The following is a 12,927-nucleotide window of genomic DNA, read 5'->3' as shown; positions in this document are numbered from 1 at the left end:
GGCGGGTGTTCTGGAACGCGGCTGGTTTGGGTTGCTGGGTAGTGTTTGGCACACTGTTGGGTCCTGAGGCAACAGGGCCGGGGAGGGGTTGCTGCGGCTTTGGTCGTGGTGGTTCCTTGTCGGGTTTGTTTGTTTCTGGTTTCCCTGCCGTGACGTTCTGTGCGCCTGTTTGGGTGTGTGGGGTGTGTGGTGTGGGGTTGTTGTTTGAGAACTACATAGTGGACGCGAGCATCTTGTATAAGAAGCAATTTCCAAGATTAATGAACCTGGATCTGGCTGCGCTGTTGATGCCCTTTGGGTGTTGGGGTGTGGTTGGTTTCTGTGGTTCTCTCGAGAAATGTTTTTGATCTTTGTGGTCAAGTTTTTAAGAGCACACGGTGGATGCCTTGGCATTAGGAGCCGAAGAAGGACGTAGGAATCTGCGATAAGCCTGGGGGAGTCGATAACCGGACTGTGATCCCAGGGTGTCCGAATGGGGAAACCCCGCCGAGCGCGCGAGTGACTCGGTGACCCGTACCTGAACACATAGGGTGCGTGGGGGGAACGCGGGGAAGTGAAACATCTCAGTACCCGCAGGAAGAGAAAACAATAGTGATTCCGTTAGTAGTGGCGAGCGAACGCGGATCAGGCTAAACCGTTCCATGTGTGATAGCCGGCGGGCGTTGCATGGTCGGGGTTGTGGGACTTTCCATACCAGTTCTGCCGGGCTGGTGGGGTGTGATGTGCGCGCATAGGTGAACGGTTTTGAAAGGCCGGCCAGAGAGGGTGTTAGTCCCGTAACCGTAATGTGTTTGTACCGCCTGTGAGAGTATCCCAAGTAGTACGGGGCCCGAGAAATCCCGTGCGAATCTGTCAGGACCACCTGATAAGCCTAAATACTCCCTAATGACCGATAGCGGACCAGTACCGTGAGGGAAAGGTGAAAAGTACCCCGGGAGGGGAGTGAAACAGTACCTGAAACCGTGTGCTTACAATCCGTCGGAGCCAGTCTGATTCTGGTGACGGCGTGCCTTTTGAAGAATGAGCCTGCGAGTTAGTGTTACGTCGCGAGGTTAACCCGTGTGGGGCAGCCGTAGCGAAAGCGAGTCTGAATAGGGCGTGTGAGTGGCGTGATCTAGACCCGAAGCGAAGTGATCTACCCATGGCCAGGTTGAAGCGACGGTAAGACGTCGTGGAGGACCGAACCCACTTCAGTTGAAAATGGAGGGGATGAGCTGTGGGTAGGGGTGAAAGGCCAATCAAACTTCGTGATAGCTGGTTCTCCCCGAAATGCATTTAGGTGCAGCGTTGCGTGTTTCTTGCTGGAGGTAGAGCTACTGGATGGCTAATGGGCCCTACAAGGTTACTGACGTCAGCCAAACTCCGAATGCCGGTAAGTGAGAGCGCAGCAGTGAGACTGTGGGGGATAAGCTTCATAGTCGAGAGGGAAACAGCCCAGACCACCAACTAAGGCCCCTAAGCGTGTGCTAAGTGGGAAAGGATGTGGAGTTGCCCAGACAACCAGGAGGTTGGCTTAGAAGCAGCCACCCTTAAAAGAGTGCGTAATAGCTCACTGGTCAAGTGATTCCGCGCCGACAATGTAGCGGGGCTCAAGTACACCGCCGAAGTTGTGGCATTCACATTTTAGCTAAGCCCTTGTGGTTCAGGCGTGTGGATGGGTAGGGGAGCGTCGTGTGGGCGGTGAAGTCGCGGTGTAAACCAGCGGTGGAGCCTACACGAGTGAGAATGCAGGCATGAGTAGCGAAAGACGGGTGAGAAACCCGTCCGCCGAATGATCAAGGGTTCCAGGGTCAAGCTAATCTGCCCTGGGTAAGTCGGGACCTAAGGCGAGGCCGACAGGCGTAGTCGATGGACAACGGGTTGATATTCCCGTACCGGCGAAAAACCGCCCATGCTGAGCGGGGGATACTAACTGCCCGAAGCCTGCCCGAGCGCCCTTGTGGTGTGAGGGTTTTGGTGGAGCGCAGGACCTGATCCCGGGAGGCAAGCGTATTAACAGGTGTGACGCAGGAAGGTAGCCGAGCCGGGCGATGGTTGTCCCGGTCTAAGGATGTAGGGCGAGTGGTAGGCAAATCCGCCACTCATGGTGCCTGAGATCTGATGGGACCCCCGTTTGGGGGGATTTGGTGATCCTATGCTGCCGAGAAAAGCATCGACGCGAGGTTTTAGCCGCCCGTACCCCAAACCGACACAGGTGATCAGGTAGAGAATACCAAGGCGATCGAGAGAATTATGGTTAAGGAACTCGGCAAAATGCCCCCGTAACTTCGGGAGAAGGGGGGCCCCAACCTTGATACACCCTTTGCGGTGTGGAGGGGATCGGGGCCGCAGAGACCAGGGGGAAGCGACTGTTTACTAAAAACACAGGTCCGTGCGAAGTCGCAAGACGATGTATACGGACTGACTCCTGCCCGGTGCTGGAAGGTTAAGAGGACCGGTTAGCCGCAAGGCGAAGCTGAGAATTTAAGCCCCAGTAAACGGCGGTGGTAACTATAACCATCCTAAGGTAGCGAAATTCCTTGTCGGGTAAGTTCCGACCTGCACGAATGGAGTAACGACTTCCCCGCTGTCTCAACCATAAACTCGGCGAAATTGCAGTACGAGTAAAGATGCTCGTTACGCGCAGCAGGACGGAAAGACCCCGAGACCTTTACTATAGTTTGGTATTGGTGTTCGGAGTGGCTTGTGTAGGATAGGTGGGAGACGTTGAAGCCCGGACGCCAGTTCGGGTGGAGTCATCGTTGAAATACCACTCTGGTCACTTTGGACATCTAACTTCGGCCCGTAATCCGGGTCAGGGACAGTGCCTGATGGGTAGTTTAACTGGGGCGGTTGCCTCCTAAAAAGTAACGGAGGCGCCCAAAGGTTCCCTCAGCCTGGTTGGCAATCAGGTGTCGAGTGTAAGTGCACAAGGGAGCTTGACTGTGAGAGAGACATCTCGAGCAGGGACGAAAGTCGGGACTAGTGATCCGGCGGTACATTGTGGAATGGCCGTCGCTCAACGGATAAAAGGTACCTCGGGGATAACAGGCTGATCTTGCCCAAGAGTCCATATCGACGGCATGGTTTGGCACCTCGATGTCGGCTCGTCGCATCCTGGGGCTGGAGTAGGTCCCAAGGGTTGGGCTGTTCGCCCATTAAAGCGGTACGCGAGCTGGGTTTAGAACGTCGTGAGACAGTTCGGTCCCTATCCGCTGCGCGCGCAGGAAATTTGAGAAGGGCTGTCCTTAGTACGAGAGGACCGGGACGGACGAACCTCTGGTGTGTCAGTTGTACTGCCAAGTGCACCGCTGATTAGCTACGTTCGGATGGGATAACCGCTGAAAGCATCTAAGCGGGAAGCTCGCTTCGAGATGAGATTTCCATACACCCTCGGGTGTGAGAGGCCCCCAGCCAGACCACTGGGTTGATAGGCCGGATGTGGAAGCGAGGACTAACGACTCGTGAAGCTGACCGGTACTAATAGGCCAACAACTTACACCACACAGATACATACAAAACTCTGCTTGCGTCCACTATGTGGTTCCCAACCAACAACCCCCCAACACGCGGGGTTGTCACGGCACGGAACCAACACAACTGAAGAACAACACCACAATGTTGTAACCACCAGACTTCCCACCCCCGAAAAAACACGGGCGGGCGGGTACAAGGGTTACGGCGGTCATAGCGTGGGGGAAACGCCCGGTCCCATTCCGAACCCGGAAGCTAAGACCCACAGCGCCGATGGTACTGCACCCGGGAGGGTGTGGGAGAGTAGGTCACCGCCGGACACACATTGGTCGAGGCCCCAACCACCAGGTTGGGGCCTCCCACATTTAACCCACCAACACCAAAGTATTTAACCCACCAACACCACAACGCGATCCCGCACCTAGGCCCCGTGACGCGCCATCAGCTTTCGTCCCCTCACCGCAGACGCGACACCACGTCCTGTGCGGTTATGGGTGACGCGACATCAGCTTTCCTCCCCCACCGGTAACGCGACACCAGGCCCCGTGCCACGACAGAAGACTCTCACGAAGTGATGAGACGTGGCCGGCGAACGGGCCGGATATGATGGCGCATCCCTCGAAAACCCACAGGATGTGATGGCGCATCCCGCGGAAACGGGCAGGATGTGATGGGGCGTCGCCTGTGAAGATGGCCACGATACCGCTCCCAAGGAGCCCGCTGTCCCTTGGGATTTTGCGGCTCCACTAGAATTGATGAAGATGTACGGACTTCGAAGCGCTTGATTTCGGGTTGCGTAGGAAACGAAACGAGCGGCTGCAGTTGCGCCAGTGGTCGGCTCACAACAGGAGGAATCCATATGGCCGAGCACAACGGGGGCAACCGCGGCAACGACCGCGGCGCGTTCCGCGGCAACAACAACTCCGGCGGGGATCCCCGCGGATTCCGGTCCCGCTCCGACCGCGACGGCAACAGCCCCTCCCGCGGCGGTTCCGGGGCCGGCGGTGAGCGGAAGCCTTTCGGTGATCGTGATCGTAAGCCGTTTGGTGACCGTCCCCGCCGCGACGGCGAGGGTGACCGTCGCGGTTTCACCGGTGGTACTGGTGGCGGTGAGCGGAAGCCTTTCGGTGATCGTGATCGTAAGCCGTTTGGTGACCGTGATCGTAAGCCGTTTGGTGACCGTCCGCGCCGTGACGGTGAGGGTGACCGCGACCGGAAGCCTTTCGGCGACCGTGATCGTAAGCCGTTTGGTGACCGTCCGCGCCGTGACGGTGAGGGTGACCGTCGTGGTTTCACCGGTGGTACTGGTGGCGGTGACCGGAAGCCTTTCGGGGACCGTGACCGGAAGCCTTTCGGGGACCGTGACCGGAAGCCTTTCGGCGACCGTGATCGTAAGCCCTTTGGTGACCGTCCGCGCCGTGACGGTGAGGGCGACCGCCGCAGCTTTGGCGGTGGTGACCGTGACCGGAAGCCTTTCGGTGACCGTCCGCGCCGCGAAGGCGAAGGCGACCGCCGCGGCTTCGGTGGCGAGAACCGCAAGCCGTTTGGTGACAGGCAGGATCGCGCACCGCGCAGCTTCGACCGCGGCGACTCCCGGGCCGAATCAGGTCGTGGCGGCTCCGGCCCCCGCGGCTTTGGCCGCGACCGCCAGGAGGAGCGCCCTGTCCGCGTGCCCAACGCCGCAGACCTTCGCAGCGCCAACCGCCCTGACCGGGAACGCTCACCCGAGATCGATGAGGACGTCACGGGCAAGGAACTGGACCGCGCCACGCACCACCAGATCAAGACCCTTGAGCCCAAGAGCGCGGAGTGGGTTGCCCGTCACTTGGTGATGGCCGGCCGCCTTATCGACGACGAGCCCGAGCTTGCCTTCCAGCACGCCCTCGCCGCCAGTCGTCGTGGCGGACGGCTCGCAGCCGTCCGCGAGGCCGTTGGCCTGACGGCCTATGCTGCCGGCCATTATGGTGAGGCACTCCGCGAGTTCCGCACCTTTCGCCGGATCAGTGGTTCCAACGTGCACCTCCCCGTGATGGCCGACTGCGAGCGTGGCCTGGGGCGCCCCGACCGTGCCCTCGATGTTGCCCGCTCGGAGGAAGCACGGGACCTTGACGCGCCCGGCAAGGTGGAACTGGCAATCGTGGCAGCCGGTGCACGGACCGATCTGGGCCAGCTGGACGCGGCAGTAGCGGAACTGGAGATCCCGCAACTGGACATCAACCGTGCCTTCTCCTACAGCCCGCGACTCTTCCGTGCCTACGCCGATGCACTTGCAGCGGTGGGACGCCAGGAAGAGTCGGAAAAGTGGAACCGCCAGGCGGTCGTGGCAGAAAACGCGCTGGGCCAGGGTGCGGACCAGGAACCCGAAATCATCGACCTCGGCTGGGACGAGGAAGAAGAGGCACGGGAAGAGGCTGAGCGACGCCGGCTGCTGGAGCGTGCCTCCGGCGCCGCCGAAACCGAAGCTCCCGCTGAAACCCCCACCGCCGGTGACGCAGACGCCGAAGCTGAAAGCACCCGCGCTACCGAAGCGGAAGCAGCCCAGGACAGCAACCTGGACGACCAGGACGCCGACTACTTCGTCTCCGACGACGCCGAATCGGACCAGGACTCGGTGGAACGGGACGAGCTGGATTCCGAAGCTGCCGGTGATGCCGAAGCGGAGGACAGCGGTGCCACCCAGCATGATGAAGAACGCCGGGAAGACTGACAAGCATGAGTGACATTTCACTGGTTTCCCGCTTCGATGCACTGCTCGCCGACCTGGACGGCGTGGTCTATGCCGGGCCCCACGCCATTCCCGGAGCTGTGGATTCACTGCAGCAGCTCTCCGGCCTGGGTATCGGCCTGGGCTATGTGACGAACAACGCCTCCCGCTCGCCGGCGGAGGTGGCCGCGCATCTCCGTGAGCTTGGTGCCCCCGCCGAGGACAACCAGGTGGTCAGTTCCTCGCAGGCGGCAGCCGAGCTCCTGGCCTCGCTGCTTCCACCAGGGTCCAGGATCCTCATCACGGGCAGCACGGCGCTTGCCCGCGAAATTGAACTGGTGGGCCTGGTGCCGGTGGGCAGCCAGGCGGAGGATCCGGTCGCGGTCGTCCAGGGTTTCAGCCCAACCATCGGCTGGAAGGACCTGGCAGAGGCCACCTACGTGGTGTCCGCCGGGGCGCTTTGGGTGGCCACCAACACGGACATGTCCATTCCCCAGGCGCGTGGCATCGCCCCGGGAAATGGCACCTTGGTTGCCGCTGTCACTGCTGCCACGGGGCAGCAGCCCAAGGTTGCTGGAAAGCCCGAAGCTCCGCTGTTCCATTCGGCAGCCAAGCGCCTCGGGGCCGAGCGTCCCCTGGTGGTCGGCGACCGGCTGGACACGGACATCCTGGGCGGCAACAACGCCGGCTTTGCCACCGTTGCTGTCCTGACCGGCGTCGACACGCGCGAAACCATTCTGGCCGCGAGGTCTGCGGAACGGCCCAACTACATCATCGAAAACCTGGCCGGCCTGCACCGCCCGTACCCCGAAGTGACGCACGACGACGGCACGTATACGTGCGGCCAGTCAACCGCGCGCGTGGCCAACGGAGCCGTGGGCATCATTGGCAGCCAGGACCAGCTCGACTCCTGGCGGGCCGCATGTGCGGCCTGGTGGGCGGCGACGCCGGACGCCGCAGCCCCGAAGGCGCCCAAGCTGGTGTGGCTGGATCACTAGACTGGTTGAATGACTGAGCTGACCGAACCGGACGACGCGACAGCCCAGCCGGCCCCGGAGTGGCCGCAGCCAGGTGGGATGGACCTCACCGATCCGCAGGTTGCGCAGGCCGTAGCCAGGCTTTTCGACATGCCCGGGCTCCCTGTCCCGGACCACGGGACCGTCTACGACGACCTCCACGATGAACTGCTGGCCGCCCTCAACGCCGATCCCGCAGGCACCGATCCCGCAGACGCCGATCCCGCAAGTGCTGATCCCGCAGAGACCGCCCCCACCGGGACCGGCTCCACACTGCCCGGTCCCGCCGGGGGTGCAGCCTGATGCCGGTTCGCCTCGACCAGGCACTGGTGGCACGCGGGCTGGCGAGGTCGCGCACCCATGCCGCGACGCTCATCGCCGAAGGCAAGGTCAGCTCCGGTGGCCAGGTCCTCGCCAAGGCCTCCCTCCAGGTTGATGACAGCCGGGACCTCGCCGTCGAACACGATGACCAGGACAGCTACGCCAGCCGCGCGGGCCATAAGCTGGCCGGGGCCCTCGACGCCTTCCCCCAAGTTTCGGTGGCGGGCAAGAGGTGCCTGGACGCCGGCGCCTCCACCGGGGGCTTTACCGATGTCCTGCTTCGGCGGGGTGCCGCGCACGTGGTGGCTGTCGACGTCGGACACGGCCAGCTGGTGCCGCACCTCCGCGACGACCCCCGCGTGGACGTCCATGAAGGCATGAACGTCAGGTACATGGCTCCGGAAGACATTGGCGGCCCGGCAGCGCTGACCGTCGCCGACCTGTCCTTTATTTCCCTCACCCTCGTGGTCCAGCCACTGGCCGGCTGCACCGAACCCGGCGGCGACCTGGTGCTGATGGTCAAGCCCCAGTTCGAGATCGGCAAGGACCGCCTGGGCCGCACCGGCGTGGTCAACTCGGAGCGTGAGCGGCGGATGGCCGTGGAGAAGGTGGCCGGGGCAGCGCTCGACGCCGGCCTGGACCTTTGCGGGCTGGCGGCCAGTCCGCTGCCGGGGCAGGACGGAAACGTCGAATACTTCCTGTGGATAAAACGCAGGATCAGCAAAGACTTGCCTAAGATCGAAGAGCGAGAGGCAGCAGCCGCTGCGTTGCTCGGACAAATCTGGCCTAACCACTAGAGAGCGGAACCTGATGAGCAGGCGTGTACTGGTCCTTGCCCACACCGGCCGCGAGGAATCACTGAAAGCCGCCTGGGAAGCCTGCGCCCTGCTGCACGCCTCCGGCATGGTCCCCGTGATGCAGGAGTCCGAACTGGGGGACATGGAAAGGTTCTTTGGGCACCTGGCCCAGCCGGTGGAGGTCCTCCACGACCACGTCCAGCTGCCCGATGTGGAACTCGTCATGGTCCTTGGCGGTGACGGCACCATCCTGCGGGCCGCCGAACTGGTCCGTGAGGTGGATGTGCCGCTGCTGGGCGTCAACCTGGGCCACGTGGGCTTCCTGGCCGAAAGCGAGCGGGCGGACCTTGCCCAGACCGTGGAGTGGGTTGCCAGCCGCGAGTACACGGTTGAAGAGCGGATGACCATCGATGTCCAGGTCTGGGTCCGCGGCCAGAAGATTTGGCACACCTGGGCTTTAAACGAGGCCGCCATCGAGAAGGCCAACCGCGAACGCATGCTCGAAGTCGTGACCGAGGTGGACGAGCGCCCGCTGACGTCCTTCGGCTCAGACGGCATCGTGCTGGCCACCCCCACCGGATCCACGGCCTACGCGTTCTCGGCGGGCGGTCCGGTGGTCTGGCCGGAGGTGGAGGCCCTGGTCATTGTGCCCATCAGCGCCCATGCACTCTTCGCCAAGCCCCTGGTGGTGTCGCCCAGGTCGAAGCTTGCAGTGGAGGTGCTGGGCCGGACCGACGCCCAGGGCGTGTTGTGGTGCGACGGACGGCGCTCGGTGGACCTGCCGCCGGGAGCCCGCGTGGAAGTGACCAAGTCCGCCACTCCTGTCCGGCTGGCCCGCACCCACCAGACGCCGTTCTCCGCCCGGCTGGTCCGCAAGTTCGAGCTGCCTATCCACGGCTGGCGCGGGCCGGTACCCAAGTCCGACGCCGTGCACACCGGCCCCATCCCCATTGTGCGGACGCCGCGGCCCATGCCGCCGCTGCCCGTGCCGCATGTGGAGAACTCCGACAGCGATCCCGATCCGTCGACTGCAAAGTGAATCCATGCTTGAAGAACTGAGAATCCGCGATCTGGGCGTCATCACCGACGCAACGCTTCCGCTCGGCCCTGGACTGAGCGTCGTAACCGGCGAAACCGGCGCCGGCAAGACCATGGTGGTCACCGCCGTTGGCCTGCTGCTGGGCGCCCGTTCGGATGCCGGGGCCGTCCGCAGCGGCGCCAAGAGTGCTACCGCTGAAGCAGTCCTGAAGCTCGACGCCGGCCACCCGGCCATTGCGCGTGCCCTGGACGCCGGTGCCGAGGCGGAAGAGTTCGACGGCGGCGCAGAGCTGATCCTGGCCCGGCGCCTTGGTGCGGATGGACGCAGCCGTGCCTTCCTGGGCGGCCGTGCTGCACCTGTGGGCGTACTGGCTGAGATCGGCGAGACCCTGGTGGTGGTGCACGGACAGTCGGACCAGATCCGGCTCAAGAGCGCCACGGCGCAGCGTGAAGCCCTGGACAAGTTCGCCGGCGACAACCTGGCCGGTCCACTGGCCGCCTACCAGGAGCTGTATGGCCGGTGGAAGTCCAGCCAGGCCGAGCTGGACAACCTCCGCAGCGCCGCCCGCGACAGGCTCCGCGAAGCTGAATCCCTGGAGGCTGCCCTTGCCGAGATTGACGAGGTGGATCCGCAGCCGGGGGAGGATGAGCTCCTGAAGGCCGAGGCCGTGAAGCTTGCCAACGTGGAGGAACTGCGGATCGCCGCGAGCACCGCCCACCAGGCACTCATTGCCGAGGACTTTGGTGAAGCCGGTGACGCCACCACATTGGTGGACTCCGCCAAGCGGACCCTGGAGCACGTGTCCGAGCACGATGCGCAGCTGGGCTCCGCAGCCGCCCGGCTGGCCGAGGTGGGCTTCCTGCTTACTGACATCGCCGCCGAGCTGGCCAGCTACCAGGCCAGCCTGGACTCCGAGGGCCCGGAGCGGCTGGCCGAGATCGAGGACCGGCGCGCTGCGCTGGCCAAACTGGTCCGGAAATACGCCCCCACCATCGACGAGGTGCTGGAGTGGGCGGAGCAGGCGCGCGTCCGCTTCGACGAGCTCCAGGACGACTCGTCCCGCATCGAGGCCCTGGACGCTGAGGTGGTCCGCGCCGAGGCGGAGCTGAAGAAGCAGGCAGCGGGCATCAGCAAGATCCGCGCCAAGGCCGCAAAGGACCTGTCCGGCCGCGTCAGTGCGGAGCTCAAGGCCCTGGCCATGGCCGATGCCACGCTGGTGATCAACCTCGAGCCGACCGGTCAGCTGGGCCCGCACGGCGCGGACGACATCAGCTTCCTGCTGCGGCCGCATTCGGGCGCCCCGGCCCGGCCGCTGGGCAAGGGGGCGTCCGGCGGTGAGCTGTCCCGCGTCATGCTGGCCATCGAAGTGGTGCTTGCCGCCGTCGATCCCGTCCCCACCTTCGTCTTCGACGAGGTGGACGCCGGCGTGGGCGGCCGCGCCGCCGTCGAGATCGGCCGCCGCCTGGCCATGCTGGCACGCCACGTGCAGGTGCTGGTGGTCACGCACCTGCCGCAGGTGGCAGCGTTCGCGGACCAGCACATCACCGTCACCAAGACTTCCGTCAGGGGAGCCGACGGCGGCACCGCCACCGGGTTCACCTCCAGTGACGTCCGCCTCCTCGACGGTCCGGAGCGGGTCCGTGAGCTCGCCCGGATGCTGGCCGGCCAGGAAGACTCCGAAACCGCGCAGGCCCACGCCCAGGAACTGCTGGATGACGCCAAGCTCCTGCCCCAGCGGGCCTGACAGGGACAACCACGGGACGGACGAATTGATGATAGGCTCGAATTCCGTGGTGCAGCGATCAAATTCCCGTGTAAATTCCCGGTTCCCGGGCTCCTCCAAGACGACGAAGCACATCTTTGTCACCGGCGGTGTGGCGTCCTCGCTTGGTAAGGGACTGACGGCGTCCAGCCTTGGTCACCTGCTCCGGGCACGCGGCCTGTCCGTGACAATGCAGAAGCTCGATCCCTACCTGAACGTGGATCCGGGCACAATGAACCCCTTCCAGCACGGCGAGGTCTTCGTCACAGACGACGGCGCCGAAACGGACCTGGACATCGGGCACTACGAGCGCTTCCTTGATGAAAACCTCGAGGGGTCCGCGAACGTCACCACCGGCCAGGTGTACTCCACGGTGATTGCCAAGGAACGCCGCGGCGAGTACCTGGGGGACACCGTCCAGGTCATCCCGCACATCACGGATGAGATCAAGCGCCGCATGCGTTTGCCCGCCGAGGGCAAGAACGCCCCGGACGTCATCATCACCGAAATCGGCGGCACCGTTGGCGACATCGAATCCCAGCCGTTCCTCGAATCGGCCCGCCAGGTCCGCCAGGACATCGGCCGCGGAAACGTGTTCTTCCTGCACGTCTCCCTGGTGCCGTACATTGGCCCCTCGCAGGAGCTGAAGACCAAGCCCACCCAGCACTCCGTGGCCGCGCTGCGGTCCATCGGCATCCAGCCCGAGGCGATCGTGATCCGTTCGGACCGTGAAGTGCCGGAGGCCATGCGGGAGAAGATCGGCCGCATGTGCGACGTCGACATCGACGCCGTGGTGAACGCCGCGGACGCCCCCAGCATCTACGACATCCCCAAGACCCTGCACGGACAGGGCCTTGACTCCTACATCGTCCGGGCCCTTGACCTGCCCTTCAAGGACGTTGACTGGACCAGCTGGGACAAGCTGCTTGAAGCCGTCCACAACCCCAAGCACCACGTCGAGATTGCCCTGGTGGGCAAGTACATCGACCTGCCTGACGCCTACCTCTCGGTCACCGAAGCGCTGCGTGCCGGCGGCTTCGCCAACGAGGCCAAGGTCAAGATCCGCTGGGTCCCGTCGGACGAATGCGAGACCCGCGAAGGCGCCATCAAGGCCCTCGACGGCGTGGACGCCATCTGCGTTCCCGGCGGCTTCGGCATCCGTGGACTCGAAGGCAAGCTCGGCGCCCTGAAGTTTGCCCGCGAAACCAAGCTGCCCGTGCTGGGCCTGTGCCTCGGCCTGCAGTGCATGGTGATCGAGTACGCCCGCAACGTGGTGGGCCTGGAGGGTGCCTCCTCCAGCGAATTCGAGCCGGACTCCAAGTACCCGGTGATCGCCACCATGGAGGAGCAGCTGGAGTACGTGGAAGGCCGCGGCGACCTGGGCGGCACCATGCGCCTTGGACTGTACGAAGCCAAACTGGATGAAGGCTCGGTCATCGCCGGAACCTACGGCAAGACCACCGTGAGCGAACGCCACCGGCACCGCTACGAGGTGAACAACAAGTACCGCCAGCAGATCGCGGACAAGGGCCTGGTCTTCTCCGGCACTTCCCCGGACGGCAAGCTGGTGGAATTCGTTGAGCTGCCCGCCGACGTGCACCCGTACTACGTGGCCACGCAGGCCCACCCCGAGCTGAGCTCGCGGCCCACCCGCCCGCACCCGCTGTTCGCCGGCCTGGTCAAGGCTGCACTTGACCACCAGAACGCAGGCCACCGGAACGCGGGCGGCCAGGGTGCAGGCCAGGAGGGCGTTGCCGACACGGCTGTGCCCCCGGCCGGCGAACATGCGGCATCGGGTACCGTTACCGCTAAGTAGTCGATAGAACACACAAAGG

The 12,927-nt window shown here is 63.8% G+C and carries 7 protein-coding genes and 2 rRNA genes; all 9 read left to right on the top strand.

Annotated elements, in window-relative coordinates:
* Positions 1 to 354 precede the first annotated feature (354 nt).
* The 9 genes from ACV095_RS13085 (at position 355) to ACV095_RS13045 (ending at position 12,908) form a co-directional block, all read left to right on the top strand.
* A 23S ribosomal RNA gene (locus tag ACV095_RS13085) occupies positions 355 to 3,484 on the top strand.
* Between the two features lie 172 nt (positions 3,485 to 3,656).
* Positions 3,657 to 3,773, top strand: a 5S ribosomal RNA gene (gene rrf / locus ACV095_RS13080).
* 539 nt (positions 3,774 to 4,312) lie between these two features.
* Positions 4,313 to 6,160, top strand: coding sequence for a tetratricopeptide repeat protein (locus ACV095_RS13075; protein ID WP_478222036.1), 1,848 nt, complete (start codon positions 4,313 to 4,315; stop codon positions 6,158 to 6,160).
* A gap of 5 nt (positions 6,161 to 6,165) precedes the next feature.
* Positions 6,166 to 7,155 carry an HAD-IIA family hydrolase gene (locus ACV095_RS13070; RefSeq protein WP_478222035.1) on the top strand — a complete coding sequence of 330 codons (990 nt, stop codon included), beginning with the start codon at positions 6,166 to 6,168 and terminating at the stop codon, positions 7,153 to 7,155.
* A 9-nt stretch (positions 7,156 to 7,164) separates the two neighbouring features.
* On the top strand, positions 7,165 to 7,476 hold the full coding sequence (locus ACV095_RS13065; protein ID WP_478222034.1) for a hypothetical protein: 312 nt from the start codon (positions 7,165 to 7,167) through the stop codon (positions 7,474 to 7,476).
* On the top strand, positions 7,476 to 8,291 hold the full coding sequence (locus ACV095_RS13060; RefSeq protein ID WP_478222033.1) for a TlyA family RNA methyltransferase: 816 nt from the start codon (positions 7,476 to 7,478) through the stop codon (positions 8,289 to 8,291). The genes ACV095_RS13065 and ACV095_RS13060 overlap by 1 nt, the downstream gene beginning before the upstream one ends.
* Before the next feature lie 13 nt (positions 8,292 to 8,304).
* On the top strand, positions 8,305 to 9,330 hold the full coding sequence (locus ACV095_RS13055; RefSeq protein WP_018772005.1) for an NAD kinase: 1,026 nt from the start codon (positions 8,305 to 8,307) through the stop codon (positions 9,328 to 9,330).
* Between the two features lie 4 nt (positions 9,331 to 9,334).
* The gene (recN, locus tag ACV095_RS13050; protein WP_478222032.1) at positions 9,335 to 11,074 is read left to right on the top strand and encodes a DNA repair protein RecN; all 1,740 of its coding nucleotides are present in this window, start codon (positions 9,335 to 9,337) and stop codon (positions 11,072 to 11,074) included.
* A gap of 28 nt (positions 11,075 to 11,102) precedes the next feature.
* Positions 11,103 to 12,908, top strand: a complete 1,806-nt coding sequence (locus ACV095_RS13045; RefSeq protein WP_142073639.1) for a CTP synthase — start codon at positions 11,103 to 11,105, stop codon at positions 12,906 to 12,908.
* The last annotated feature ends 19 nt before the right edge of the window (positions 12,909 to 12,927 follow it).

The sequence above is a fragment of the Arthrobacter sp. JDC6 genome (assembly GCF_056484025.1).
This window is presented reverse-complemented; position numbering and strand designations above follow the sequence as displayed.